The sequence below is a fragment of the Actinomadura rugatobispora genome, assembly GCF_055379765.1.
On record NZ_AP029191.1, the window covers coordinates 5,349,355 to 5,374,853 of the forward strand.

Below are 25,499 nucleotides of genomic sequence, written 5' to 3' on the forward strand. Positions count from 1 at the left end.
GCGTCAGGCGTCCACGGTGAAGACGACCGCGCGCCCGGCCTCGGCCGCGCGCGTGAAGAACGCCCGGACGTCCTCGAAGTTCTCCCACGTGTAGTCGAAATCCTGCTCGTCGTGGGGACCGTAGTAATCGTCGACGTCCATGGCGAAAAAGAGCCGGTGCAGGAGTTCACGGTCAAGGGACGGCAGCACCTGGGCGAGGGCCCGCACCTCCTCGGCGGTCACGTGGGCGACGAAATAGTCGGCACCCTCGTACAGGTCCCGGCCGCCCAGGACCACCAGGGAGAGATCGGCGCCGGGACGGTCCACCGCCGCCAGGCAGCGGTGGATCGCGTCCCACGCCTTGTCGCTCGGCATGTGCCAGTACGAGTCGGAGTTCTCCTCGATCTCCTCGATGACGGCCGCGAGTTCCTCATCGTCCGCGGCGCCGAGAACCAGACCTTCCTGCTCCTGATCCAGGGCGAAATGAACTCCAAGACTCACGGCCGTCCTCCCTTGGTCATGCCGCTATTGTGGCGGCTCCGCGTCGGTCCATTCAGCGATCTCGAAGACCTTGTACGAGGCCGGCTCGCCGGGGCGGTGGAAACGGTCGGGCATGTTCTCGGCCTTCAGGCTGCGGGGCTTCCCGTCGTCCCCCGGCGGGAGTCTCAGGCTGCCCTTCGGCGGCGTCGCCACGAGATCCCGGACGGCCAGCAGCATTCCCTTTCCGGGGTCGACGATGAACTGGCGCCGGTAGGTGCCGAGCTGCTTGGGCGCGGTGAAGATGCCCAGGGGCGTGGTCGTCTTCAGCGGCAGGGAGACGACCGTTCCCTTACGGCCCAGCGGATCGGTCGTCTCGCCCTCCGCCTTGACCCCGGGCTGGGCCGCGAGCATCCGGAACGCCGCGGCCCGAACCGCGGGAGGCGCCGGAATCCTGGACAGCAGATCCCCGGCCGCCTCGCTGAGCGCCCGGGCGCGTTCCTGCCCTTTCAGGGCGCGCATCCGCTCATCCGGGCCGTTCTGGCCCACCGCCCGCCACCGACCCTTGAGGTTCAGCAAGGCGTTCTCCAGCGCCTTCGGCTCGGTGGGCAGCTCGGCGATCTGCTTCTGCGTCATGCCGAAGTACCGGTCATCGGCCGGCATCCAGCGGAACGCCCTTCCCGACAGTGGCCGCATGTCCAGGCGCATCTCGGCGTCCGACCCCTCCGAGTTCGGGATCGACACCCACGTCGGTGAACCGGCCGCCTGCCACTTCCGCCGGTCCTGGGCGGTCACCGGCACGTCGGTGAAGTCGAGGTGGGCGAATCGCCCCTGACCGTTCCGGTCGATCCAGTACTCGTTCCCCTGCCGCGAATCCACCTTGTAGTGGTCCGCGCGGGACGACCCGACCGCGTAGATCTCGCCCATGACGGTCCTGGTGTGCCAGTACTTGCCGATCGGCGCCTTCTCCGCGTTGGTGGCGGCCATCAGCAGCACGTCGCCCTGCCGCTGCGGGACGGTCGTCCCGCTCGGGCCGGGCGCCGGGACCTCGTCCGAGGGCAGCGAGACGACCGCGACGGCCCCCGCCACCACGGCCGCCGTCGCCGCCAGGCTCAGCAGCGGGAGCTTGAATCCCCGGCGGGGACGCCCGGTCATTCCGGCCCGCCAGTTGGTGCGCAGCGCGATCCGGTCCGGGTGCTCCTCCTCGGCCAGGCCGGTCCGCATCTGCCGCAGAGCGTCGAGTTCATCCATCGTTCGTCACCTCGGGGAGGGTCTTGCGGAGCTTGATCCGGGTCCGGTGGATCTTGGCCTTCACGGTGCCGAGGGGCAGGTCGAGCGTCGCCGCGATCTCGGCGTACGACATCTCGCCCCAGGCCAGCAGCAGGAGGGCGTTGCGCTCCTGGGCGCCCAGCCCCGCCAGGGCCTTGGCCAGCCGGGGGCCGAGCGCGGCGGCCGTCGTCCGCTCGCTGGCCCGGTCGGCGACGCCCTCCTCGGCCGGGTCCACGCCGGTCCGGGCGAACGCCCGGTACATGCGGGTCTCCTGGCGGTGGTGCTTGGCGATCAGCTTGCTGGCGATGCCCCACAGCCACGCGCCGAACTCCGCGCGCCCGTCGAACTTCTCACGCTGCCGGAACGCGATCGCGAACGTCTCCGACACCAGGTCGTCGGCGAGCGCGACCCCGAGCCGCCGTTTCACGTACGCGTGCAGGCGCGGCGAATGGCGCCGGAACAACTCACCGAACGCCTCCGGATCCTCCAGGGAGGCCGCGACGATCATCGAATCGTCGGACTCGTCCCTGGCATGGCTCACCACGGCCATGGGCGTCTCTTCATGGGGGTGTCCTCGTTTCGGGGGGTTGCTGACACCTCCTCTATCCCGATCCCCACCCCCCGGTTGCGCCCCGCTCCCTGGGTGTTAGGCGAGTGCGCGTTCGAGGGTTTCGGCGGTGTCGGTGACCGTGGACGGGGCGTTGCCCGCTCGGCGGATCTGTTTGAGGACGCCGCGTAGGAGACTCGCGGCCCGCCCTCGGGTGATGGCTTCTCCGAGTACCGCGATCTCGGTGATGACGTCCTCGGCCCGGCGCCAATCTCTGACGTGCACCAGCGCTTCGAGTAGCTGGGTCATGTCGAGGTTGCCGTAGACGTGGGCGGCCCGATCGTCGACGACGACCTCCTCGTGAAGTGGAACGGCTCGCTCCCACTGGCGTAGACGGGTGTACGCGGTGGCCTTGTGGCGGTTCACCTCGGTTTCGTTGAGCCACCACGTCCAGCGCGGGTCGCGGGGGCTCACGCTGTCGGACAGGACGCACCTGACCTTCTCGATCGCGGCCATCGCGCGGTGCTCGTCGCCGGACTGGGCGAGTACCCGGGCCCGGCGCAATTCGAAGAGCGCGGCGACGCGGGGTGGCAGGTCCTCGTCGAGGACGGCGGCGGTGATCCTCATCGCCTCGGTGGGCCGGTTCAGGTGGAGCGACTGCATGGCGAGGTGGCTCAGCTCGAAGAGTTCCATGTCGAGGTCCCCGGCCTGGCGGGACAGCATGAGCGCCTCCATGATGAGCTGCCGCGACAGCGCCTGCTGATCGGCGTCGTAGGCGAGCCAGGCGGTGATCTCGCCGGTCTCGCCCGCCGCCGCGAGCAGGTCGCGTTCGATCGCCGGCTCGTGCGCGCCCGTGCCGATCTTGTGGTGGGCGCGGCGGAAGACGCGCACGGCGAGGGACAGGACGTCGTGGCCGCCCCACTGGCCGTCGAGCCGGACGAGATCCTCGTTCGTCCGGCGCAGGGCCTCGACGAAGGCGCCGTCGGCGGGATGCCCGCTCGACGTCGGGAGGTCCATGACGGGGAGGAGGTGTGCCGGCGTCGGCTCGGGTTCGGCGAGGACCCTGGCGTAGAGCTTGCGGTAGCGGGGGGCGGGGAGGTGTTTGCCGGACTCCCACTGCTTGATCATGTCGGTGAGGCTCTGGACGTGCGGCAGGTCCTCGCGTTCGCGGGGGTCGGCGGCGGCGCGGAGGAGGCGGGCGAGCTTTCCGCGTGACCAGTACGGGGTGGCCTCCCGGACCTCGCGCAGCCGGAGGCCGATGGCCTTCTTGTCGGTGGGCATGGAAGCGCACCTCTCGCCGGGGGGAAGGGGAGGCGGCGCCTCCCTGGTCCTCCACGATTCTCTCTCTGGGCTGGTGGGACGCGCCAAGGGTTCACTCAAGGTAGCGGGACGCGTACGTCCCGGATCAGTGGCGAGGTGGTCTGGAGAAGAAGGGTCCCGGCTATGGGTGAGCGTTCGCCGTGGAATTGACGGGGCGCGGGTTGCGGGTGACCGGTCCCGACGCGCCGGGGTGCTGCGAGCACGTGGAGCGGATCGCGGATGCGGTCGTCTTCGTTCTCGGCTTCTTCGCCGAGCGGCGGGTCGCGGAGCGTGGGCGGTGACGGGAGGGGGTGCGTCGTGGCAGGTCGAACGGGTCGTGGCCGAGGTCGGGCGGCGGTTTCCGGGCGTCTGCGTGTGGTGGGGGAGGTACACGGGTGCTTGGTGGGCGATGACGCTCGACGGGTACGGGCGCCACCGGCTGGTCGAGGCCGCCACGCCGGCGGAGCTGGTGAGGGCGATCGGAAAGGCGGGCGGTGGGGTTTTGGGGTGGTTAGGCTGCGCGGTGGCGGGCCGTAGCGCAGAGGTCGACGCACCCGGTCTCGATCCGGGAGGACGCCGGTTAGATTCCGGCCGTTCCGCCACCTGATCGTTGTGGAGGGGCATGGGCAGGCCGGGGACGGCGGCGTGCCCGCCGTTCGGGCGGAAGGCCGCCGGGTTCTGGGAGCGGGAGCGGCGGTACGGGACGCCCCGCTGGCGGATCGAGCGGGCGACGGAGCGGCGGCTGGCGGGTGACTGGCTCGGTGCGTGCCGGGCGGCGGGTGTGGACGTGGGGTTCGACCTGGCGGAGGTGGCCTCCGAGCATGGGGCGCGCGTCGCCGAGAGGCTTGAGCGCGATCTCCTGCATCTCGCGCCCGACCTGCTGCGCTGGCATCTGAGCGGGGACGCCGACGCTTATGCGCTGGCCGCGTACGGGAAGTCGCGGTTGTTCCTCAGCTGGCCGGAGGGGCTGGGGTTCGGGGCCAAGCCCGATGTCCTGCTCGCTCCCGGTCATGTCTGGGACGTGCGGCGGTCCGGGGAACTGCTCGCGAGGCTCGGGGGACGTGGGCGGGCGCCGTTCTTCGAGGCGGACGGGACGCCGCGGGAGCCGCCGGAGGTGCCGGACGGTCCGGTGGAGCGGGCCGAGCGGCTCACCGCGCTGTTCGAGCGGGGGGCGGTGCAGGAGGCGTTCGCGGAGGCGGGGATCGAGTTGCTGGCCCCCGGGAACGCTCGGGCGCTGGAGTTCCTCGGCAGGGTCCCACTGGTCGGCAGGGTCCCACTGGACCTGCACCGGATCGAGAAGGAGGTGCGGCTGCTGGGCGGCGGGCGCTTTCTCGTGCAGATGTGGCGTTTCTCCCTCACACCGAACACGTGGGACGCGCAGACGGACCTGCTGCTGGAGACGATGGACGACCGGTTGCGGGTCACGTGGATGCGGCCGGGCGATGTGGACGGGCCGGCGGACCCGTTGCCGGAGCTGTTCTGGCGCCGGTCCCCGGATCTGGATCTCGTGCGGGCGGGGCGGCTCACTCCGGATGAGCTGCATCCGCTCGTGCGGGAGGCGTTGTTCCCGGAGCGCGTCCCGGACGGTCCGGTCGGGCCAGGGGGCGCGCCGCCGGAGGTGGCGCGGGTGCGGTGCCGGGGGGAGTGGCACGAGGTGTCGTTCCGGCGCGGGGAGTTGCGGGTTCACGCGCACACGGATGAGGAGCGGCGGCGGGAGGGCACGCTGCGGGCGCTCGGCGGCACCGTTCCGGGCTGCTTCACCGTACGGGAGAGGTGGGACGGCGACGGGTTCCTGCCGCGGGCGTTGCGGGAGCAGCGCCGGGAGTTGTTCCACCGGGTCGAATGCGGTGACACCGAGGGCGTCCTGCGGTGCCTGGAGTCGGGGTTCGACGCGCACGCGCGTGATGGTGATGGCCGTTCGCTGCTGCACTGGCTGCACGTTCTGGACCATGAGGTGCTGCTGCCCCGGCTGCTGGACGAGGGGTTCGATCTGGAGGCGCGCGACGTCTGGGGTCGGTCGCCGCTGGTGGCGGCCGTGGCGAACGGCGCGTCGGCGGCGGCCGTGCGGGCGCTCATCGGGGCCGGGGCCTGCGCCGACGTGAGCGGCGGGTTGCCGGCCGAGATCGCCCGGATCTGGAACAGGAAGGACCTGGCCTTCCTCCAGGACGCCGGTGAATAGGGGCGAGATATGCGTTCTGGGGTGGTTAGGCTGCGCGGTGGCGGGTCGTCGCGCAGAGGTCGACGCACCCGGCCCTGATCCGGGAGGACGCCGGTTCGAATCCGGCCGGTTCGCCACCTGAACGTCGTGGAGGGGCATGGGAAGGTCGGGGCCGCATCCGGCTACGTCCGAGTGCGGGCCGTTCGGGCGGAAGGTCGCGGGGTTCTGGGAGCGGGAGCGCCGGTACGAGGTGCCCCGCTGGTTGATCGAGCGGGCGACGGAGCGGCGGCTGGCCGGGGACTGGCGGGGCGCGTGCCGGGAAGCGGGTGTGGTCGTCGGGTTCGATCTGGCGCGGGTGGCCTCCGAGCACGGGACGGGTGTCGCCGAGGCGCTGGAGAATGATCTGCTCTATCTGGCTCCTGACCTGCTGCGCTGGCATCTGAGCGGGGACGCCGACCGCTATGAGCTGGCCGCGTACGGCGATCTGCGGCTCTTCCGTCCACGGCCGCGTCCGAACAGTCTGGAGTTCGGGCCGGCCAGGCCCGGACGGTTCCTCGCTCCCGGATACGTCTGGGACGTCCGGCGGGCGGGGGAGATCCTGGCCCGGCATGGCGGGCGCGGCCGTGCGCCGTTCTTCGAGGCGGACGGCACGCCCCGCGAGGCCGCGGAGAGCCCGGGTGATCCGGTCGGGTGGGCGGAGCGGGTCAGCGTGCTGCACGAGCGGGGCCTCGTCGAGGACGCGTTCGCGGAGGCGGGCATCCGCTTGCAACTCCACCCGGATGATCCGCAGGACCTGGACGAGCGGCGGTGGAAGCTCGGGATGCTTCCCCTGGCCCTGCACCGGATCGAGGCGGAGGTGGGGTTGCTGGGGGGTGGGCGCTTTCGCCTCAACTGGCCGCTGCAGCCGTTCCTGCCCTTGCCCCGGCCGACCGAGGTGAGCTTGATGAGCCTGCTGCTGGAGGCGCTGGACGACGGGTTGCGGGTCACCTATGTGCGCAACCGCGCTGATCTGGGGCCCGAGCCGCTGGTGGCGTTGCCGGAGTTGTTCTGGCACCGGTCCCCGGATCTGGATCTCGTGCGGGCGGGGCGGCTCACTCCGGATGAGCTGCATCCGCTCGTGCGGGAGGCGCTCTTTCCGGGACGGGACGCGGCCGGAGGCGGTGGGCCGGGGGAATCCGCGCCGCCGAAGGTCGCCCGGGTGCGGTGCGGGGACGCCTGGCACGAGGTGTCGTTCGAGCGCGGCGCGCTGCGCATCCGCGGGCACACGGACGAGGAGCGGCGGTGGGAGGAGGCGCTGCGCGCCTTCGGAGGCAAGGTCGCGGGCTGCTTCGCCGTGCGGCAGAGCTGGGACGGCGCCGGTTTCCTGCCGCGGGCGTTGCGGGAGCAGCGCCGTGAGCTGTTCCGCCGCGTCGAGCGCGGCGATACCGAAGGCGTGCTGCGGTGCCTGGACGTGGGTTACGACGCGCACGCGCGCGATGGTGATGGCCGTTCGCTGCTGCACTGGCTGCACGTTCTGGACCATGAGGTGCTGTTGCCCCGGCTGCTGGACGAGGGGTTCGATCTGGAGGCGCGCGACTTCTGGGACCGGACGCCGTTGGTGGCGGCCGTGCTCACCGGCGCCCCGGCGCCCGCGGTACGGGCGCTTGTCGACGCCGGGGCCCGGACCGACGTGCGGAGCGCGGCGATCTGGGGGGCCGAGTCGCTCGCCGAGGCCGTCCACCGCGTGACGCGGACCGGCCAGGACTTCCTCAGGTGAAGGGGCGGGCCATCTCGTCGAGGATCTCGTCGATGAGGGCGCGGCGCGGGCCGGGCGGCTGCTCCTCGGCCCAGATGTGGGCGGCCAGGCGCATGGAGCCGAGGAACGCGGCGGCGATCACGCGGGCGCGGCGGTTCCCGGCGGGCAGGCCCTCGCGGGCGCGGATCTCCTCGGCGAGGCGGCGCTCCAGCGTGGCGTAGTGCGCGAGCTGGCGGCCCAGGACGCCGGGGTGCTGGCGGGCGATGCGGGACTGCGCGGCCCATTGGGGGTCGGGTTCGCCGGCCTCGTCGTAGAGGCTGTGGAAGGCGAGGCGCAGCGCGGTCCAGGTGGTCTCGTCGGCGGGACGGTCGCTGAAGGTCTCCAGCATCCGCTCGACGCGCTGCTCGTCGCCGTAGAGGACGGCGTCCTCCTTGCCGGCGAAGTAGTTGGAGAAGGTGCGCCGGGAGACCCCGGCGGCGTCGGCGATGGACTCGACGGTGACGGCGTCGAGGCCGTGCTCGACGGCGAGGCGCATGGCGGCCTCGTGCAGCGCCTGGCGCGTCGCTTCCTTCTTGCGTTCGCGGAGTCCGCCCGGGGTGCCCATGATGTGTCCCAGCTTACCTTGGCTTCCCAGTGGGAAATTTTGCCCACTGGGAATATTCTGTGCCTCCAGAGCATTCTGTGTCACGTCACCACAATCCTTATATCCCTGGAAGGGCGGGTGCTTCGAGCGTGCAGAGCTCGTCCGCGCCGGCGTCCGCGCCGATGAGCCGGCGGCAGACACTGGAGGCCCTCAGCGGCCTCCTGCTGGTGCTGTTCGTGGCCATGCTGAGCGCGACCGTCGTCTCCACCGCGCTGCCGCAGATCATCGGCGCGCTCAAGGGCAGCCAGTCGCAGTACACCTGGGTCGTCACGGCCACCCTGCTGGTCTCCACGGCCAGCACGCCGATCTGGGGCAAGCTCGCCGATCTCTACGACAAGAAGCTGCTTCTCGAGATCGGCATCGTGATCTTCACCGTCGCGTCGCTGGTCTCCGGCTTCGCGCAGAACACCGGGCAGCTCATCGCGGCCCGCGCCGTGCAGGGCCTGGGCCTGGGCGCGCTGCAGATCCTGGTCCAGATCGTCATGGCCAGCATGATCAGCCCGCGGGACCGGGGCCGGTACTACGGCTACCTCGGCGCGGTCATGGCCGTCGCCACCGTCGGCGGCCCGCTGCTGGGCGGCCTGATCGTGGACGCCTCGTGGCTCGGCTGGCGCTGGTGCTTCTTCATCGGCGTGCCGTTCGCGGTGGTGGCCTTCGGCCTCCTGCACAAGACGCTGCACCTGCCGACGGTCCGCCGCGGCGGCGTGAAGATCGACTACTGGGGCGCGCTGCTCATCGCGGCCGGCGTCAGCCTGCTGCTGCTCTGGATCACCTTCGTCGGCGAGTCGTTCGCCTGGGTCTCCTGGGAGAGCTTCACCATGGCCGGCGCGGGCGTCGTGCTCCTGGCCGCGGCCGTCTGGGTGGAGGCGCGGGTCGCCGAGCCCGTCGTCCCGCTCGACATCATCGCCCGCCGCAACACGGCACTGTCGATCGTGGCCAGCCTGGCCGTGGGCATGGCGATGTTCGGCGGCGCGGTCTTCCTCGGCCAGTACTTCCAGATCGGCCGCGGCTACAGCCCGACCGAGGCCGGCCTGCTGACCATTCCGATGATGGTCGGCGTGCTGGGCTCGTCCACGATCATCGGACGGCTCACCACCAAGACCGCGCGGGTCAAGCCCTACATCGTGTTCGGCACGGTCGTGCTGACCGCCGGGTTCGCCGCGCTGAGCGTCATCGACCACGCCACGCCGCTGCCGTACGTCGCGTTCGGGATGCTGCTGGTCGGCATCGGGGTCGGCGCGTCCATGCAGAACCTGGTCCTGGTCGTGCAGAACTCGGTGCCGCTGAAGGAGGTCGGCGCCGCCAGCGGGGCCGTCACCTTCTTCCGCTCACTGGGCGGGACGATCGGCGTGTCGGTGCTCGGCGCCGTCCTGGCCAACCACGTCGCCACCAACATCACGCGCGGCCTGGAGCGGCTCGGCATCCAGGGCGGCGGGGCCGGGGGCGACCTCGACATCGCGGCGCTGCCCGCCCCCGTCCGGGAGATCGTGCGCGCCGCCTACGGCGACGCCACCGGGCACATCTTCCTGATCTCGGCGGGGATCGCGGTCGTCGGGATCGTCGCGGCGCTGGCGCTCAAGCCGGTCGTGCTGCGGGACGCGCTCGACCTGCCCGCCGACACCGCTCCCGAGGCCGCGACCGCCCCGGAGACCGCCCCGGAAACCGTCCCGGCCCCCCGGCCCGCGGACGACCCGAAGGAGGCCGGGGTCACGCCTTCCGGGCGCTGATCGACTCCATGAGCGACGGCCACACGGCCGTCGCCTCCCGGATCCAGGCCGGCCAGTTGTGGCGCCCGTCACCGTAGATGTTCGCGGTGTACGGGACGCCCAACTGGTCGAGCCGTTTCCGGAACTCCTTGTTGTTGGCGCCGATCGCGATCTCGCTCAGCAGGCCGATGTCCCACGGCGCCACGTCCGGGTCGCCGGGGCCGGGCCGGCCGGTCGTCCCGGCGGTGAAGTGCAGCTTGGTGCCGCGTAGTTTCTCGGCCAGCGCGTACGGGTCGTACGCCTTCCAGCTGGCGTCGTCCAGCCGCGGGATGCCCCAGATGGCGTACGGGTCCTGGCCGTTGGCCGCGTTCGTGAACATCAGCATCGCCGGGATCCCGGGCGACCGCATCGACAGCAGCCCGCTCAGCGACACCACGTGCTCGAACAGGCCCGGGTGCCGCGCCGCGTACGACACCGCGCCCTGCGCGCCGGAGGAGTTGCCGATCGCGGCCCGCAGCGCCCCGCCGTGGTAGTTGCGCTCGACGAGCTGCCGCACCTCGGTCGTGTGGAAGGTCTCCCACCGGGGCGTGCCGCGCTTGCCGTAGTTGTGCCAGTCGGCGTACGAGCCGTTCGCCGCCTCCGGCATGACCACGATGACGTCGTACCGGGCCGCCCACTCCTCGATGTCGGTGTTGCGCGTCCACGAGGTGTAGTCGTCCTGGCCGCCGTGGAAGGCGTAAAGGACGGGCCAGGTGGTCGTGGCGCCCTCGCTCCAGCCCGCCGGCAGCAGGATGCGGGTCTTCACGGACTTCCCGAGCGACGGCGAGTCGATGGTCACGTCGACCTGGCGGGCGCTCAGCCGGGTCTCCTTGACGATCTCCGCCCCGGTGTCGGCGCGCAGTCCCGCGCCGGCCCGGGCGGGGCCGGCGGTGACGGTGCCCGCCGCGGCGACGGCGGCCATGGCGAGGGCGCCCGCGGCCAGGGAGCGGCGCCAGGAAATGCGTGTCATTGCCTTCACCTCGCGGCTCGGGAACTGCCCTGCAGTGTGCTCGACCGCGGCGGCGCGGGCTATGGGCGGGAGTGACAACTCGCCCCGGTGGTACTGGCCGGGATTGAGTGACGGCTGCCCCCGCCCGCCGATTGTCAGGACGTTAATAACGGCCGCTCCGAATACCTGTCCTGGGGCAGAAGCCGGTTCGGTGAGGCGGCCTCTACGGTCGTGGTGCGAGCGGCGCCCGCAGCCGGACGACACAGGCGGTGACAGCAGCACATGACCGGACCATCGGGCCTCCGAGCCCGCGCCCTGGCGGCCTGGCGGATCGGCGTCATGATGGCGCGCAGCGGGCTTCTGCGGCCCGGCCCGCCGCACCGGGTCGCCCGCCAGCTGAACGCGCTGCGCCGCTGGGGCACCCTCATGGGCGGCACGGTGGTGTCGTCGGCGGGCCGCGACCCCGGGTGGACGGCGATCGTCGACGACGACGGCGAGCTCACCTACGCCGAGCTGGACGAGCGCACCGACCGGCTCGCCGCCGCCCTCGGCGCGCTCGGCTCCCCGTCCCGGGTCGCGGTGCTGTGCCGCAACCACCGCGGCATGGTCCAGTCGCTGGTGGCGTGCAGCAAGCTGGGCGCCGACCTGGTGATGCTCAACACCGGGATGAGCACCGCGCAGCTGCTGGACGTCGTGCGCGGGCAGCGCGTCGAGGTGGTGATCGCCGACCCCGAGTTCGGGGAGTTCCTGGACGCGGTCCCGGAGGGCGTGCGGGTGGTCACCGCGTACGGCCCCGACTCGGACATGGAACGGCTGATCGCCGGGGCGGCCGGCGCCCGGATCCGGCCGCCGGCGCGCGCCGGGCGCACGATCGTGCTCAGCTCCGGCACCACCGGCACGCCCAAGGGCGCCGACCGGCACTCGCGGCCCGGCATGACGCCGCTCGCCTCGATCCTGTCCCGGATCCCCTTCCGGGTGCGCGAGCGGGTGCTCATCGAGGCGCCGCTGTTCCACACCTGGGGGTACGCGATGCTCCAGGCCGCCGTCCCGCTGCGCGCCACGATCGTGCTGCGGCGCCGCTTCGACCCCGAGCGGACGCTCCGCGCGGTCGCCGAGACCGGCGCGACCGCGCTGATCGTCGTGCCGGTCATGCTGCAGCGCGTCCTGGAACTGCCCGGGGAGGTGCGGGGCCGGTACGACACGTCCACGCTGCGGATCACCGCCGCGAGCGGGTCGGCGCTGCCCGGGGCGCTGGCGACCGCGTACATGGACGCCTTCGGCGACCACCTCTACAACCTGTACGGGTCGACCGAGGCGTCGTGGGTCAGCATCGCGACCCCGGCCGACCTGCGGGCCTGCCCGGACACCGCGGGCACCCCGCCGCCCGGCACCCGGCTGGCGATCCTGGACGAGCGCGGCGAGCCGGTGCCGCCCGGGACGACCGGCCGCATCTTCGCCGCCAACGAGCTGCTGTTCGCCGGGTACACCGGCGGCGAGACCAAGGAGATGCGGGACGGCCTGATGAGCCTGGGCGACGTCGGGCACCTGGACGAGCGGGGCCGGCTGTTCGTCCGCGGCCGGGACGACGACATGATCGTCTCGGGTGGGGAGAACGTGTTCCCGAGCGCGGTGGAGGAGGTCCTGGCCGTGCTGCCGGAGGTGCGGGAGGTGGCCGTGGTGGGCGCCCCCGACCCCGACTTCGGGCAGCGGCTGGTGGCCTACGTGGTGCGGAACCCTGACACGGAGTTGGACGCCGGCGCGGTGCGCGAGCATGTGCGCTCCCGGCTGGCCCGCTTCGCCGTGCCGCGCGACGTGCACTTCGTGGACGAGCTGCCGCGCAACGCCACCGGCAAAATCGTCCGCGCCAGGCTGGCCCCCGCCGCCCAGGACGACCCCGCCTGAGTCAGGACGCCGGGTCAGGAGCGTCGGGCGGTTCCACGACGAACCACAGGCGGGTCTCGCCGGAGGACCGCTCCAGCGCCCACTCGGCCGACAGCGCGTCGATGACCGCCAGGCCGCGGCCGTGGTCGACGCAGCGCCGGGCCGGGTCCTTGCGGACGTCGGCGGGGCCGTCGTCGCGCACCTCGACGCGCAGCCGCCGGCCGTCGGTCGCGACGGTGATCCCGATCGCGCCCGAGCCGTGCAGCACGGCGTTGGCCAGGGCCTCGGCGGTCATCAGCTCGATGTCGTCCAGCACGTCCGGGGCGCCGACGACCTTGGCCGCGCGCTCGCGGACGGCGCGGCGCACCGCCCGCCCGTCGCCGGGGGAGCCGGTCGCGGCGGGCAGCAGCAGCCGGTCGCCGAGCCGGTCCATCGCGGGTTCGCTCGTGCTCGTGCTCACGGTGTCGCACCTAGGGTCACGGGGTCACCACTCTGCGAGTCGGAAGATCGGCGGCGCGCACCGTACGCGGTTCACGATCGAATTCGCCGGGCGCCCCTGCCCCGAGCCGGAATCCGGGACGGCTCGCGGTGCCCGGTGCCCGCTCATCTGGCGGGACCACCGTATCGGTGCCGGAGCCGTCCGGACATCGTGGAACAAGTAAACTTCCTCGGTCGGATCGCTCACCGGTCTCCGTATCGGAGATGAGCACAGTGAAACATCCGGTTTGTCAATTCATGAACGGCCGGTGCCGTCGGCGGCGGCCTTCCAGAGCGCCAGCAGCGGGGGCGGCCAGTAGCGCCCCGGCAGCAGCATGGTGCTCTCGGTCTCCGGATGGATGATCAGCGGGAACGTGCCCGCGGCCAGATGGCGGTCCGGGACGTGCCGGCGGGCGACCAGCACCGTGGTGGCGTACACCGGCAGGCTGCCCACCAGCGGGCGCGGCACCGGGGCGCGGGAGGGCCGCCGGTCCGGGTCGGCGAGCATCGCCGCGAACTTCCGCAGGTCCGGGTCGCCGGGGGCGGCGCCGCGCAGCCTGAACAGCCGGCCCGCGATGTCCTGCAGGTCGTCGGGCATCTCGTCGAAGGCCGGGTCGGGGCTGTAGATGACCAGCGCGGGCCGGTCGCCCCGGCCGCGCCGGAACAGCGACGCGTCCGCCTGGACGACGCTGCCCCACACCACCCGTCCGTGGGCGAGCAGCATCTCCTGGCGTTCCAGGACGTCGCGGAGGATCGTCCGCAGCGAACCGTCGCGGGCCAGGCGCAGCCACACCGGGGCACCGAGCCGGACCTCGCGGGCGTCGCCGCGCTCGAACGCGCGGGGCGGGGGGCCGAACCGTTCACGGCAGAGCTCGATGATCTCCCGCCCGATCCGCGTCATGATCCGGACGATAGCCCGCGTGCGGGGCCGAATCGGACGGCGCCCCCCGCCCGCGGCCCGGCCGCGGGCGCCTCAGTGGAACAGGCGGGCCAGCTCGATCCGGGAGCGCAGCCCGAGCCGGGTGAAGATGTTGCGCAGGTGGCCGTCCACCGTCCGCGGGCTGATGACGAGCCGGGCGGCGATCTCCCGGTTGGTGGCGCCGCCCGCGACCAGCCGCGCGATCTGCAGCTGCTGCGCGGTCAGCTCCGCCAGCGGCCCCGGCCGCCCGGTGGACCCGTCCGGCGCCGGCCGCTCCAGCGTCTCCCCCGCCGCCCGCAGCTCCGCGAGGGCGCGGGCGGCCCAGCGCTCGGCGCCCGCCCGCTGGAAGATCTGCGCGGCGTTGCGCAGGTGCGGCCGCGCGTCCCGGGGCCGCCGGCCGCGCCGCAGCCGGTGCCCGTACAGCAGCGCGGTCCGGGCCAGCTCGAACGCCGAGTCGCCCCCCTCGTGCAGCCGCAGCGCCTCCTCGAAGTGCTTGCCGGCGGTCTCGTCGTCCTCGGCCAGCAGCGCCCGGCAGCGTTCGGCCAGCGCCGCCCGCACAGGGGCGCGGCCGTCGCCCGCCCAGCGCTCGAACGCCGCGAACGCGCGCAGCGCCGTGCCGCGCCGCCCGGTCCGCACCGCCGCCTCGACCAGGTGCGGGATCGCCAGCAGCCGCAGCACCGGGTACGCCGACCCCGAACCCGCCGGGTGCCGCAGCCGGGCGGCGGCGTCGGCCGGACGGTCGTCGGCCAGGTCCAGGCAGGCCATCGCCCAGGTGTCCAGGGACGTGGCGCGGATCAGGCCGCGCCGCCCGCCCTCCTCGGCCAGGCCGTCCAGCTGCTCCAGCGCCGCCTCCCGGTCGCCGCGGAAGGCGGCCAGCAGCGCCAGCACGGCCCGCTGCTCGATCAGCTGGTTGCGCTGCCCGGCGGCGCGGGCCAGCCGCATCCCCTCGCGGGCCGTGGCCTCGGCCGCCGGGTAGCGGCCGAGCATGATCTCGCAGTGCGCGAGCAGCGTCATCGCGCGCGGCTCCACCACCGTGCCGCCGCGCCCGCGCGTCCCGGCGACGCCGCGGGCGGCCAGGTCGCGGGCGCGGCGGTCGTCGCCCAGCGCCATCGCGGCGACGCTCGCCCAGGAGCGGACGGACGGCTCGTCGATCGCCTCCGCCGCGCCCAGGACGCGCCGCAGCCGCCGCTCCGCCTCGTCCTGCCGGTGCTTGGCCGCGGCCTTCAGCCCCGCGAAGTAGTCGCGGAACAGCTCCATCACCGGCACGGCGGTTCCGGGGGGAGGCGACGGCAGCGCGATCGCGCGTTCGGTGATGCCGCGGTAGCAGTGGTGGTCGCCGGTGGTGTCGGCGGCGGCCTGCGCCTTCAGCAGCGCCTCCAGCGCCAGCGCCGGGTCCACGCCCGCCAGCCGGTCGGCGGCCTCCTGCAGGATCCACAGCGCCATCACCGGCAGCCCGTCGCACATCTCGATCTCGCCCTGGAGCAGGTCGGCGCGCCCGATCCGCCCGGGGTCGGACGTGCACGGCCGGACCTGCCGGAGCATCGCGCGGGCGCGCCGGGTCCGTCCCGCGGTCCAGGCCTGGCGGGCCGCGGCGATATAACGGTCCGCCCGGATCTCCGGCGCCGCGGTGAGGACCGCGGAACGCTGCCAGATCCGGGACGCCTCCTCGTGCCGCCCGTCGTTCCGCAGGGACTCGGCGGCACGGGCCAGCTCGGCGGCGAGCGCGTCGTCGGGCTCCTCGGCCAGCGCCGCCCGGTGCCAGCTGCGCCGCGGGGCGAGCCCGTCGCGGTCCAGGGCGCGGGCCAGCAGCTCGTGCACGGACCGCCGCTCGGCCGGCGGGGCGTCGGCGTACACGCTGGAGCGGATCAGCGCGCTGGGCGTCTCGACCCGGTCGCCGTCCACCAGGATCAGCCCGGACGCGCGGGCCCACTCCAGCTCCCGCAGGTCGATGCCGTCCTCGCCGGCGGCGCGGGCGAGGGTGTTCAGGTCGAGCCGGTCGTCGGCGGCGGCCATCAGCACCAGCCGCCGCGCCCCGGCGGTCAGCCGCAGGTAGCGCCGCCGGTAGTGGGAGCGCAGCGCGCTGCGCGGCGGCAGCGCGCGCGGCGGCGGGGCCGTGCCGGACAACTGCTCGGGGGTGAGCGCCGCGGTGAGCTCCACCAGCGCCAGCGGGTTGCCCGCCGCCAGCTCGGCGATCTCTTCGGCGGCCTCCTCGTCCAGCGCGCCCCGGGTCAGGTCCTCCAGGACGCGCAGGCCCGCGGCCTCGTCCAGCGGGGCCGGGCGCAGCGCCGGGATGTCGGCCAGGCACTCGACCACCGGTGACACGGGCGGCCCCGGCCGGGCCGCGAACACCATCGCGACCGGGACGCCGCGGAGCCGCCGGGCGGCGAACGCCAGCGCTTCCAGCGAGACCCGGTCCAGCAGGTGCGCGTCGTCGACCAGGCACAGCACCGGGCCGTCGGCGGCGGCCTCCGACAGCAGCGCGCACACCGCCGAGTACAGGGTGAACGGCGCGGCCCCGTCGCGGTCGGCGCCGCCCGCGAGCGGCGCCAGCGACCCGGCCAGCGCCTCCGGCAGCCGCGCGATCGCACCGGACACGGGATGCAGCAGCCGGTGCAGCCCCGCGTACGGGACGGCGCACTCCTGCCGGACGCCGCGCGCGTGCAGCGTCCGGAAGCCGGGACCGGCCCGCTCTGAGGCGGCCTCCAGCAGCGCGGTCTTGCCCAGGCCGGGCCCGGCGAGCACGGCCAGCGCCCCGCCCTGGCCGTCCCGGGCCTGGTCGAGGAGCCCGCCGATGGCCTCCAGCTCCCGGTCACGGCCGTGCAGCACGGCCGGGGCCGGGGCGGCGTCCCGGTGGCGGTCCGGGACGGCCTCCAGCAGGCGGGCGGCGGTCGTCGTGGCGGTCACGTCACACTCTCCGTTCGTGTCGATCGGGCGCACGAACCCCCGCTTGTCGCCTCTTCCGGACGCCGCCGGGCCGATGGGCCGGCCCGGCGGCGTCCCCCCTCAGAGGCGGAGCCCGCCGGCCGTCAGCCCGCGGGCGGGTTGTAGCCCTTGGCGAGCTCGGACTCCTTGGACGGCTCGACGAGCTTGGTGCCGCCCTGGGACGCCTTGTCCGGCTTGACGATGAAGCTGCCGCGCGCCGACGGGCGGTTCCACTGGGTGAAGTCCATCGTGGCGGCGCCGAACCCGAGGTCGAACCTGGCGTTCGAGCGGTGCGCGGCGACGATGCCGTCCCGGGTGAGGTCCTTGCTCTGGCACGCCTTCTTCAGCGCCTCGCCGACGATGGCGGCGGTGACGTAGCCGGAGTACACCGCCGAGTCCAGCGGCTCCCCCTTGTAGGCCATCTGGTACTCGCCCGCGAGCTTCTGCAGCGCCGGGGTCCCGGAGCTGAACGGCGGGCCCGCGGTGGCCACGTAGTAGTCCTTCTGCATGATCCCGCCCACCTGGGTGGCCAGGAGCTGCTGGGCGAACGCGGAGTTGCTCGCGGCGTACGGCACGTTCAGCCCGCTCGCCGCGGCCACGCCCACCAGGGACGCGGCCTGCTTGGGGCTCACGCTGACCAGGATCGCCTTCACCCCGGCCTTCTTGAACGCGCCGGCCTGCGCGGTCATGTCCGCGTCGGTGGCCTTCACCTGCTGCTCGACCAGCGTCAGCCCGGCCTTCCCGGCCGCGTACTTGGCGCCGGCCAGGGCGCTCAGCCCGTAGTCGCCCTCCAGGTACAGGTGGCCGACCTTGTCGCCCTTCTTCACGCCCTTGGCCCGCATGAGGAAGTCGACGCCGTTGATGATGTCCAGGTCGTAGGTGGTGCCGGTGAGCTGGACGTACTTGCTGCCGAGCAGGGTGTGCGACCACGCCTGCGGGATGGTGAGCAGGTGGTCGTTCTCCAGCCGCTGCCGCAGCGCGATCGTGATCGGCGACCCGATGACCTGCGGGATCGCCGCCGAGCGCGGGCCGACCTCGCTGTAGGCGGCCAGCGCCTTCTGCACGTCGTAGCCGTGGTCGCGGACCACCAGCTCGATCTTGCGGCCGCAGACCCCGCCGGCCGCGTTCAGCTGGTCGTAGTACAGCTTCTGCGCCTGGGTGACGCCCTTGCCGAGCGCGGCGTACGGCCCGGTCAGGTCGGTCAGCGCGGACAGCGTGATCTTGTCCTTGGTGACCCCGGGACCGGCCTTCACGTCGCCGGACCCGCCGCCCTCGGCGGCCTTGCCGCTGCATCCCGCGGCACCCACCGCGACACTGAGGGACACGGCCGCCGCGGCGAGCATTGCCCGCCGCCGGTTCATCGGATGCTTCATGCGCGTTGCTCCTCGGGTTCATGGCTGGCTTGGCCGGCTTTGCCGGTGCTGTGCGGGGCTGGAGGGGGAGCTCCGGTGCGGTGGCGGGAGGAGGCGCGCCCGCGGCGGAACCGGGCGGCCGCGCCGAGCAGTCCGCCCGGCAGGAAGAGCAGGACGGCGACGAACACCGCGCCGTACACCAGCCGGGCCGCCTCGGCGGGCGCGACGCCCGAGGGCGCGCCGGGCTCGGCGACCAGCGGGATGGCCTCGCCGTAGCGGGTGAGCAGGGAGGGGAGCACGGCGACGAACACCGCGCCGAGCACGGCGCCGGCCACCGTGCCCAGCCCGCCGATGACGATCATGGCCAGGTAGTCCAGGGCCAGCGCGAGCCCGAAGTAGTCGGGGACGGTCCGCTGGAAGACCAGGGCCAGCAGCACCCCGGCCAGGCCCGCGTACATCGACGACAGCACGAACGCGGCGGCCCGGTAGCGGCCGACCGGCACGCCCAGCGCCCCGGCGGCGATCTCGTGGTCGCGCAGCGTGTTGAGGGCGCGGCCGGGACGGGACCGCAGCACGCCGCGGGCGAACCAGGCCGACAGCAGCAGGACGGCCAGCGCCAGGTACCAGAGCCGCTCCAGGCCCCCGAACGGCACGCCCAGCACCAGTACCGGCTGCGGCACGTCCGCGAACGTGAACCCGAACAGCTCCAGCGGCGGCACCGCGCGCCCGTTGACGCCGCCGGTCACCGGATCGGCGCGGAACAGGACGTGCTGGCCGAGGAAGACCAGCGCGAGCGTGGCGACGCCGAGGGAGGCGCCCTTGAGCCGTGCCGCGATCGGGGCGCAGAGCCCGCCGGCGGCCCCGGCGATCGCGACCGCGGCGAGCGCGGCCAGCCAGGTGGGCAGGCCCAGGCCGGTCAGCTCGTGCCCGGCGGCCTTCTCCGGCTCGGCCGCCAGCCACACGTAGGAGTACGCGCCGACGGCGAGGAAGAAGGCGTGCCCGAGGGACAGCTGGCCCGCGGCGCCGGTGAGGACGTTCAGGCCGATGGCGCCGACCGCGGCCGACATCGCGAACAGCCCCGCCTGGAGCCAGAACGACCCCGCGTAGAACGGCAGGACCAGCAGCCCGGCCAGGCCCGCGACCAGGAGCACCCGGGGCAGTCGTTCAGACACGGGCGGCCTCCCGCGTCCCGAACAGGCCGGCCGGGCGGGCCAGCAGCACCGCGACCATCAGCAGGTACGGCGCCACCTCGGCGAAGCCGCCGCCCAGCAGCGAGAAGTCGGCCTGGTAGCCGACCACCGCGGACTCGGTGATCCCGATCAGCAGCCCGCCGACCAGCGCCCCGGTGGTGGAGTCCACCCCGCCGATCACCGCGGCGGGCAGCGCCTTCAGCGCGGCGAACGAGGTGGTGCGGTCGAGGCCGGGGGTGGGGAACACGCACAGGAACAGCGCGGCCAGCGCGGCGAACGCCCCGGCCACCGCCCACGCCCCCGCCGACACCCGGCCCAGCCGCACGCCCATCAGCGCCGCGGTCTCCCGCCGCTCGGCGGTGGCCCGCATCGCGATGCCCCACGAGGTGTACTTGAACGCCAGCAGGAACGCGGTGATGGCCACGACCGCGACGGCGATCGCCGCCAGCCGGGTCTGCGCGATCGTGACGTCGCCCAGCCGGACCACCCGGTCGCCCCACGGGTCGCCCAGCGGCAGCACCCGGGTGCCGATCCGCCGGGTCAGCTCGACGGTGAGGATGATGTCGACGCCGATCGTGACGATGCTGAGCGTGGAGTGCCCGCCCGCCGCGTTCGCCTTCAGCCGCCGCAGCACCAGCACCTCCACCAGCGCGGCCAGCGCGGCCGTGGTGCCGATGCCGAGCAGCAGCGCGGCGGCGAACCCGATGTCGTCGTGCAGTTCGGCGATGACGTAGCCGCCGGCCAGCAGCAGCGACGGCTGGGCGAAGTTGATGACCTCGGTGGCCTTGTAGATGATCACGAAGCCCAGCGCGATCAGCGCGTAGACGGCCCCGCTGGACAGCCCGTTGACCAGGACCTCGGCGAACGCGCTCACGTGCTCTCGCTCCTCTCTCCGTTGCCTCCGGTGCCGAGGTAGGCCCGGATCACCTCGGGGTCGCGCTGGACGGCGGCGGGCGGGCCGGAGGCGATCCGCCGGCCGAAGTCGAGCACCGTGACCTCGTCGGCCAGCCGCGCCACCATGTCCATGTCGTGCTCGACCAGCAGGAGCGACAGCCCGAGCCCGGCCCGGACCTGGCGCAGCGTGGCGGCCATCGCGAGCCGCTCCGCGCCGTTCATCCCGGCGACCGGCTCGTCCAGCAGCAGGATCCGCGGCTCCAGGCACAGCGCCCGCGCCAGCTCGACCCGCTTCTGCACGCCGTACGGCAGCAGGCCCGCCGGGGTCGCCAGATGCTCCTCGATGCCGACGAACTCGGCGATCTCCCGGACCCGGTCGCGGTGCCGCCGCTCCTCGCGCCGCCCGCCGGGCAGCCGCAGCCCGGCCGACACGAACCCGGTGCGGGTGAGCCGGTGCCGGCCGAGCATGAGGTTGTCGGCGGTGCTGAGCCGTCCCGACAGGGCGATGTTCTGGAACGTGCGGGCCATCCCGAGCGCCGCGATCCGGTGCGGCGCGAGGGAGGTGAGCTCGGTGCCGCCCAGCCGCACGCTCCCCGATGTGGCCCGGTACACGCCCGACAGCACGTTGAAGCAGGTGGACTTGCCCGCGCCGTTGGGGCCGATCAACGCGTGCAGGCTGCCGGGCGCGACGGTGAGGCTCACCTCGTCCAGCGCGGTCAGCCCGGCGAACCGGACCGTGAGCCGGTCCACGACCAGTTCCGGCGCGTCCGGGTGCGCGGCCTCCGCGGCCTCGGGGTGGGGGGCGGTGGCGCTCATCCGGTCCACCTCGACAGCGTGCGGACGGGCGCGGCGGCGGCGATCGCGTCGTCGGTGGCGTCGTTCTCCGTGCTGACCCCCAGGTAGCGGTCCCGGACCTCGGGGGAGGAGGCCAGCTCCCGCGCCGGACCCTCCAGCGCGACCGCCCCGACCTCCAGCACGTAGGCGTAGGAGGCCAGCTCCAGGGCCAGCGCCGCGTTCTGCTCGATCAGCAGCACCGCGATGCCCTCGCCGTTGATCGCGCGGATCGTCTCCGCGATCCGGCCGATCATGATGGGGGCCAGGCCCAGCGACGGCTCGTCCAGCAGCAGCAGCCGCGGCTCGGCCATCAGCGCGCGGCCGATCGCCAGCATCTGCTGCTCGCCGCCGGACAGCAGCCCGGCGCGCTGCCGCTCGCGCTCGGCCAGCACCGGGAACAGCCGCAGCACCCGGTCCCGGGCCGCCGCCACGGACCTGCGGTCGCGGGCCCCCAGCGCGCCCGCGCGCAGGTTCTCCCCGACCGTCATGCGCGCGAAGATCTCCCGGCCCTCGGGGACCTGGACCACCCCGCTCCGGACGATCCGGTCCGGCCGCCGGTCCCGGGCCGCACGCCCGCCCGGGGCGTCCGCGCCGGCGCCGATCGTGCCGCCGCGGACCGTTCCGCCGTGGTAGCCGAGCACGCCCGAGATCGCCCGCAGCAGCGTGGACTTGCCCGCGCCGTTGCCGCCGAGCACGGCCACGAAACCGCCCTCGGGCACCAGGAGGGAGACCTCCCGCAGGGCCCGCACCGGGCCGTAGTCGACCGTCAGATCGGTCACGGTCAGTGCCGGTGGACTCATGCGGGAGCCCTCCCGTGCAGCGGTCGCCGAGCGCGCACCTTGCCTCCTTCAGAGCCTCAGTCGGGCCGGGGGTTGAACAAGAGCACGGGCCGTGAGAGGAGGTCTAGAGCGGCGTTCTCATTGAGGGAGGCGAAGCAACCGGCGGACCCGCCGATTGTGAGCGGACACAATCCCTCCGGCCGCCGCCCCCGGTGACTGGTCACAACCGCGCGCCGATGGCACCATGGCGCCACTTCTCGTGGAGGAAGGTGAAGGCGGTGTCGAGCCCGACGACGTCAACCGACCGCAGTGGGACCGCGATCATGCGCAAGGCGGTCCAGCGGCTCACCGATCGGCTGCCCGACCTCGCCGACCGGCTGGTCGCCGAGATCCTGCGCGGCGACGGTGAGGAATGGGAGCGCCCCTCCGGGCTGCGCGACGACCTGTGGCAGGTGTGCCACATCGGTCTCGGCCACGGCATGGAGGCGATCCTCGACCCCGACCGCGGCCGCACCGACCTGGAATGGGCCGCCCGGCTGGGCCGCCGCCGCGCCGAGCAGGGCCAGCCCCTCGACCAGCTGCTGCGCTCGTACCGGCTGGCCGGCATGGTGTTCTGGGAGGCCGTCGTCGAGGCGGTCGCGCAGGACGAGCCCGCGCACGTCCCGACGCTGGTCCGGCACGCCACCCGCACCTGGTACGCCATCGACGAGCAGTCGAGCACGGCCGCCGCCGCCTACCACCGCACCGAGTACGACCTGCTGCGCCGCAACGAGGAGCGGATGCAGGCGGTCGTGGACGCCCTGCTGGAGGGCCACGGCACCGACGGCGGCCTGCTCGCCACCGCCAACGAGGTGCTCGGGCTGCCCGAGCAGGGCCGGTACGCCGTCGTCGTCCTCGGCCAGGCCGACATGGCCGCGCGGCCGGGCCCCGCCGCGTCCCGCGCCGGGGTGCAGGCCGCCGAGTCGGTCTCCACGACGGGCGGGATCCGCTTCCTGTGGCGAATGCGCGCCGAAACCCAGGTCGCGCTGGTCGCGCTGGGCAACGCGAGCCTGGACGAGCTGATCGAGGCGGTCCGGCCGCACGTCCGGGCGCACGCGGGCGTCAGCCCCGTCGTGCACGCGCTGTCGGAACTGGGCACGGCCCGCTGGCTGGCCGAACTGGCGCTGCGCACCTGCTGGTCGGACGAGCCCGAGATCGCCCTGCTGGACCGGCGGCTGCCCGCCGCGCTGGTGGTCTCCCAGCCCCGGCTGGCCGGACGGCTCGGCCGCACCGTCCTGGGCCCGTTGTACGAGATCGACCCGGTCTATCGGGACGTGCTGCTGTCGACCCTCACCACCTGGCTGGAGTGCGACGGCTCGGCCGCCCGCGCCGCGGCCAGGCTGTACTGCCACCACAACACCGTGCTCAACCGGCTGCGGCGGATCGAGCAGCTCACCGGGCGGCTGCTGGCCCGTCCCGGCGACCTGACCGAGGTGGTGCTGGCGCTGAGCGCCGTCCGGCTGCTGGACCCGGCCCCGGGCCTCGACTCCTGATCGGGCCCGGGCGCGGCGGCCGGGCTCACTCGCCGATGCGGCGGGAGAGCGCCTGCAGGAAGATCTTGACGATCTGGTCCGGCGACTCGGCCACGTACACGCCGCCGGGCACGACCTCGGCGATCCGCCGCAGCTCCCGGGTGTCCACGTCGCGGCCCACCCCGATCATGACGATCTGCACCGGCCGGCCCGGATCGGTGATCTCCCGCAGGTCGGCCAGCGTGCGCTCCAGCGACGGGCCGCCCGGGTCGTCGTTGCCCTTGCCGTCGGTGAACAGCAGCACCGTGTTGCCGAACTCGGCCTTGTGGGTGCGGGTCATCTCCCGGTACGCCGCCGTGAGCGTCTCGAACAGCCCGGTGTCGCCCGTCGTCTTCGGCCGGACCGACCCCAGCCGGGACAGCACCGCCTGCCGCCGCGTCGCCGACCCGATCCGCTCGCCGAGCGGGCCCACCGGCACCAGCTCCCGCCAGTCCTGGTCGCCCTGCAGCTCGGTGGAGAACGCCCACACGCCGAGCTCGGTGTCGTTGGACATCATGCTGAGCCCGCCCTGCGCGGTCCGGGCGGTGGCCTGCAACCGGGTGATGCCCGGCGCGATCGGCTCGGCCATCGTCCCGGAGATGTCCAGCAGCGTCAGGATGCGGATGCCGAGCGACAGCTTCGACCAGGACTGCATGACCTGCCGGACGGCGGCGGGTTTGGGCGCGGGCAGCTCGCGCGGCCGTCCCGGGTTCACCCCGGCCGCCGCGGTGAACGAGCCGGGCGCCTTCCCGTCGGGGGAGCGGTAACCCAGCTCGCGCACGTCGGCGCGGGTGGCCTCGGACGCCATCGCGCGTTCGAGCCGGCGCGCGGCGGCCCGGCGGCCGGGATCGGCCGTCGTGATCGTGAACGGGTGGTCCAGCGAGAGCGTGCCCTCCTGCGGGTAGAGCGCCACGGCGGGCTCGGCGGGCCGGGTCCGGTTGAACGCCCACACGTCCCGTTCGGAGGCCAGCGCGATCGGCTGCCTGCCGGTCGCCGCCGGACGGAACCGGGTGAACTGCGACTCCACGGTCGGCAGCGTGCTCTCCCGCGCGGTGCGGACGATGCCGGTGAAGATCGAGTCCTTGTTGGGGTCGTTGGCCAGCAGGATGTCGGTGAGGACGAGCGCGTGCATCCCGGCGGCGACGCGGGCCGGGTCGGGGACCAGCAGCCGCACCGAACCGGGCGGGATCACCGCGTTCTTGGTGACCGCGCCGCCCGCCGTGCCCCCGGCGGCGTTGAGCAGGTTGTCCCAGGACGGGGCGGCCGTGACGCCCTGCCGGGCGAGGGAGGCGGCCAGGGTGCGGGGCAGCGCGACGACGACCGGGCTGCGCGCGACCGAGGTCCGGGTGACCTCGACCGCGCCGCCACCCGCCGGCGCGGGGGACGGGGACGGGGTGGAGCCGGGGCTCGCAGGCGTGGCGGCGGCCAGCGCCGTCCAGAGGGACGAGTCGGGGATCCACACGTCGGGCCGCCGGTCGCCGGTGCCCTGCGGGACGCTGCGTCCGGCCAGCAGCGCGGCCATCGCCCCCGGGTCCGCCTTGCGCACCACGGCCCGCGCGCAGCGCCCGCCCTCCCCGCCGGCGTCGCCGCCGGGCCGGACGTTCGTGGGGAGGCGGTCGGTGTTGAAGCGGAGGGCTGCCTTGGCCATCGCGGGCTCGATGCCGGGCGCCACGGCCACGTCCAGCGTGACCGTGTCATCGCCGGAGCATGCGGCGCCGGCGCTCGCGAACGCGTACGCGCCGATGCCGAGCAGTGTGGCGAGCGTGACCGCCCCGGCCAGGGGGACGAGCACCTCGGCCCACCTTCTCCGTCCTCCGCCGCCGTACCGGCCGTACTCGGAACCGCTCATCGCCTACCTCGTTTTCGGAGCGAGGGTAAGGCCGCCGCGTTGTATTGTGCC

21 protein-coding genes and 2 tRNA genes are annotated in these 25,499 nt (G+C 73.8%); 8 read left to right on the plus strand and 15 right to left on the minus strand.

Going from position 1 to position 25,499, the window contains the following annotated elements; all coding sequences use genetic code 11:
- Window positions 1-3: 3 nt before the first annotated feature.
- The 4 genes from ACZ466_RS23750 to ACZ466_RS23765 form a co-directional block, all read right to left on the minus strand.
- Window positions 4-480: a DUF1877 family protein gene (locus ACZ466_RS23750; protein ID WP_378286161.1), complete on the minus strand. Its 477-nt coding sequence runs from the start codon at window positions 478-480 to the stop codon at window positions 4-6.
- A 24-nt stretch (window positions 481-504) separates the two neighbouring features.
- On the minus strand, window positions 505-1,707 hold the full coding sequence (locus ACZ466_RS23755; RefSeq protein ID WP_378286162.1) for a CU044_5270 family protein: 1,203 nt from the start codon (window positions 1,705-1,707) through the stop codon (window positions 505-507).
- Window positions 1,700-2,275, minus strand: a complete 576-nt coding sequence (locus ACZ466_RS23760; protein WP_378286163.1) for an RNA polymerase sigma factor — start codon at window positions 2,273-2,275, stop codon at window positions 1,700-1,702. The genes ACZ466_RS23755 and ACZ466_RS23760 overlap by 8 nt, the downstream gene beginning before the upstream one ends.
- A gap of 96 nt (window positions 2,276-2,371) precedes the next feature.
- Window positions 2,372-3,553, minus strand: a complete 1,182-nt coding sequence (locus ACZ466_RS23765) for a hypothetical protein (RefSeq protein ID WP_378286164.1) — start codon at window positions 3,551-3,553, stop codon at window positions 2,372-2,374.
- A 179-nt stretch (window positions 3,554-3,732) separates the two neighbouring features.
- Here ACZ466_RS23765 and ACZ466_RS23770 point away from each other — a divergent pair, with 179 nt between their 5' ends.
- The 5 genes from ACZ466_RS23770 (at window position 3,733) to ACZ466_RS23790 (ending at window position 7,485) form a co-directional block, all read left to right on the plus strand.
- Window positions 3,733-3,873, plus strand: coding sequence for a hypothetical protein (locus ACZ466_RS23770; protein WP_378286165.1), 141 nt, complete (start codon window positions 3,733-3,735; stop codon window positions 3,871-3,873).
- 224 nt (window positions 3,874-4,097) lie between these two features.
- Window positions 4,098-4,172 (plus strand) — tRNA-Arg (locus ACZ466_RS23775).
- 21 nt (window positions 4,173-4,193) lie between these two features.
- Window positions 4,194-5,750: a hypothetical protein gene (locus ACZ466_RS23780; RefSeq protein WP_378286166.1), complete on the plus strand. Its 1,557-nt coding sequence runs from the start codon at window positions 4,194-4,196 to the stop codon at window positions 5,748-5,750.
- A gap of 42 nt (window positions 5,751-5,792) precedes the next feature.
- A tRNA-Gln gene (locus tag ACZ466_RS23785) sits at window positions 5,793-5,866 on the plus strand.
- A 20-nt stretch (window positions 5,867-5,886) separates the two neighbouring features.
- The gene (locus ACZ466_RS23790) at window positions 5,887-7,485 is read left to right on the plus strand and encodes an ankyrin repeat domain-containing protein (RefSeq protein ID WP_378286167.1); all 1,599 of its coding nucleotides are present in this window, start codon (window positions 5,887-5,889) and stop codon (window positions 7,483-7,485) included.
- Here ACZ466_RS23790 and ACZ466_RS23795 read toward each other — a convergent pair.
- Window positions 7,478-8,068, minus strand: coding sequence for a TetR/AcrR family transcriptional regulator (locus ACZ466_RS23795; protein ID WP_378286169.1), 591 nt, complete (start codon window positions 8,066-8,068; stop codon window positions 7,478-7,480). The genes ACZ466_RS23790 and ACZ466_RS23795 overlap by 8 nt on opposite strands.
- Window positions 8,069-8,196: 128 nt before the next feature.
- On the opposite strand from ACZ466_RS23795, the gene ACZ466_RS23800 reads away from it, so the two are divergent.
- Window positions 8,197-9,834: an MDR family MFS transporter gene (locus tag ACZ466_RS23800; protein ID WP_464043945.1), complete on the plus strand. Its 1,638-nt coding sequence runs from the start codon at window positions 8,197-8,199 to the stop codon at window positions 9,832-9,834.
- Here the strand turns inward: ACZ466_RS23800 and ACZ466_RS23805 are convergent.
- The gene (locus ACZ466_RS23805; RefSeq protein ID WP_378286170.1) at window positions 9,815-10,822 is read right to left on the minus strand and encodes an alpha/beta hydrolase; all 1,008 of its coding nucleotides are present in this window, start codon (window positions 10,820-10,822) and stop codon (window positions 9,815-9,817) included. The genes ACZ466_RS23800 and ACZ466_RS23805 overlap by 20 nt on opposite strands.
- Before the next feature lie 261 nt (window positions 10,823-11,083).
- Here ACZ466_RS23805 and ACZ466_RS23810 point away from each other — a divergent pair, with 261 nt between their 5' ends.
- Window positions 11,084-12,703: an AMP-binding protein gene (locus tag ACZ466_RS23810; RefSeq protein WP_378286171.1), complete on the plus strand. Its 1,620-nt coding sequence runs from the start codon at window positions 11,084-11,086 to the stop codon at window positions 12,701-12,703.
- Between the two features lies 1 nt (window position 12,704).
- Here the strand turns inward: ACZ466_RS23810 and ACZ466_RS23815 are convergent, their stop codons facing one another.
- From ACZ466_RS23815 to ACZ466_RS23850, 8 genes are all read right to left on the minus strand, one after another.
- Window positions 12,705-13,142: an ATP-binding protein gene (locus ACZ466_RS23815; protein WP_378286172.1), complete on the minus strand. Its 438-nt coding sequence runs from the start codon at window positions 13,140-13,142 to the stop codon at window positions 12,705-12,707.
- A gap of 273 nt (window positions 13,143-13,415) precedes the next feature.
- Window positions 13,416-14,060: a hypothetical protein gene (locus tag ACZ466_RS23820; protein ID WP_378286173.1), complete on the minus strand. Its 645-nt coding sequence runs from the start codon at window positions 14,058-14,060 to the stop codon at window positions 13,416-13,418.
- Window positions 14,061-14,132: 72 nt separating this feature from the next.
- Window positions 14,133-16,982: an ATP-binding protein gene (locus ACZ466_RS23825; RefSeq protein ID WP_378286174.1), complete on the minus strand. Its 2,850-nt coding sequence runs from the start codon at window positions 16,980-16,982 to the stop codon at window positions 14,133-14,135.
- Window positions 16,983-17,104: 122 nt separating this feature from the next.
- Window positions 17,105-18,373, minus strand: a complete 1,269-nt coding sequence (locus tag ACZ466_RS23830; protein WP_378286175.1) for an ABC transporter substrate-binding protein — start codon at window positions 18,371-18,373, stop codon at window positions 17,105-17,107.
- Complete coding sequence (locus ACZ466_RS23835; RefSeq protein WP_378286176.1) at window positions 18,370-19,524, minus strand: branched-chain amino acid ABC transporter permease; 1,155 nt, start codon at window positions 19,522-19,524, stop codon at window positions 18,370-18,372. Before ACZ466_RS23835 ends, ACZ466_RS23830 begins: the two co-directional genes overlap by 4 nt.
- A complete protein-coding gene (locus ACZ466_RS23840; protein WP_378286177.1) occupies window positions 19,517-20,416 on the minus strand; it encodes a branched-chain amino acid ABC transporter permease in 900 nt (299 codons plus the stop codon). The genes ACZ466_RS23835 and ACZ466_RS23840 overlap by 8 nt, the downstream gene beginning before the upstream one ends.
- Window positions 20,413-21,252 (minus strand): ABC transporter ATP-binding protein, encoded by an 840-nt coding sequence (locus ACZ466_RS23845; RefSeq protein ID WP_378286178.1) that lies wholly within the window; start codon window positions 21,250-21,252, stop codon window positions 20,413-20,415. Before ACZ466_RS23845 ends, ACZ466_RS23840 begins: the two co-directional genes overlap by 4 nt.
- Complete coding sequence (locus ACZ466_RS23850) at window positions 21,249-22,070, minus strand: ABC transporter ATP-binding protein (protein WP_378286179.1); 822 nt, start codon at window positions 22,068-22,070, stop codon at window positions 21,249-21,251. The genes ACZ466_RS23845 and ACZ466_RS23850 overlap by 4 nt, the downstream gene beginning before the upstream one ends.
- Before the next feature lie 302 nt (window positions 22,071-22,372).
- Here ACZ466_RS23850 and ACZ466_RS23855 point away from each other — a divergent pair, with 302 nt between their 5' ends.
- Window positions 22,373-23,581, plus strand: a complete 1,209-nt coding sequence (locus ACZ466_RS23855; protein WP_378286180.1) for a PucR family transcriptional regulator — start codon at window positions 22,373-22,375, stop codon at window positions 23,579-23,581.
- Between the two features lie 25 nt (window positions 23,582-23,606).
- Here the strand turns inward: ACZ466_RS23855 and ACZ466_RS23860 are convergent, their stop codons facing one another.
- The gene (locus ACZ466_RS23860; RefSeq protein ID WP_378286181.1) at window positions 23,607-25,448 is read right to left on the minus strand and encodes a substrate-binding domain-containing protein; all 1,842 of its coding nucleotides are present in this window, start codon (window positions 25,446-25,448) and stop codon (window positions 23,607-23,609) included.
- Window positions 25,449-25,499: the final 51 nt, after the last annotated feature.

Coding starts and splice junctions, on each gene's coding strand:
- ACZ466_RS23755 (WP_378286162.1), bottom strand. CDS start 1,707: ATGGATGAACTCGACGCTCTGCGGCAGATGCGGACCGGCCTGGCCGAG.
- ACZ466_RS23760 (WP_378286163.1), bottom strand. CDS start 2,275: ATGGCCGTGGTGAGCCATGCCAGGGACGAGTCCGACGATTCGATGATC.
- ACZ466_RS23765 (WP_378286164.1), bottom strand. CDS start 3,553: ATGCCCACCGACAAGAAGGCCATCGGCCTCCGGCTGCGCGAGGTCCGG.
- ACZ466_RS23780 (WP_378286166.1), top strand. CDS start 4,194: ATGGGCAGGCCGGGGACGGCGGCGTGCCCGCCGTTCGGGCGGAAGGCC.
- ACZ466_RS23790 (WP_378286167.1), top strand. CDS start 5,887: ATGGGAAGGTCGGGGCCGCATCCGGCTACGTCCGAGTGCGGGCCGTTC.
- ACZ466_RS23795 (WP_378286169.1), bottom strand. CDS start 8,068: ATGGGCACCCCGGGCGGACTCCGCGAACGCAAGAAGGAAGCGACGCGC.
- ACZ466_RS23805 (WP_378286170.1), bottom strand. CDS start 10,822: ATGACACGCATTTCCTGGCGCCGCTCCCTGGCCGCGGGCGCCCTCGCC.
- ACZ466_RS23810 (WP_378286171.1), top strand. CDS start 11,084: ATGACCGGACCATCGGGCCTCCGAGCCCGCGCCCTGGCGGCCTGGCGG.
- ACZ466_RS23820 (WP_378286173.1), bottom strand. CDS start 14,060: ATGACGCGGATCGGGCGGGAGATCATCGAGCTCTGCCGTGAACGGTTC.
- ACZ466_RS23830 (WP_378286175.1), bottom strand. CDS start 18,373: ATGAAGCATCCGATGAACCGGCGGCGGGCAATGCTCGCCGCGGCGGCC.
- ACZ466_RS23845 (WP_378286178.1), bottom strand. CDS start 21,252: ATGAGCGCCACCGCCCCCCACCCCGAGGCCGCGGAGGCCGCGCACCCG.
- ACZ466_RS23850 (WP_378286179.1), bottom strand. CDS start 22,070: ATGAGTCCACCGGCACTGACCGTGACCGATCTGACGGTCGACTACGGC.
- ACZ466_RS23855 (WP_378286180.1), top strand. CDS start 22,373: ATGCGCAAGGCGGTCCAGCGGCTCACCGATCGGCTGCCCGACCTCGCC.
- ACZ466_RS23860 (WP_378286181.1), bottom strand. CDS start 25,448: ATGAGCGGTTCCGAGTACGGCCGGTACGGCGGCGGAGGACGGAGAAGG.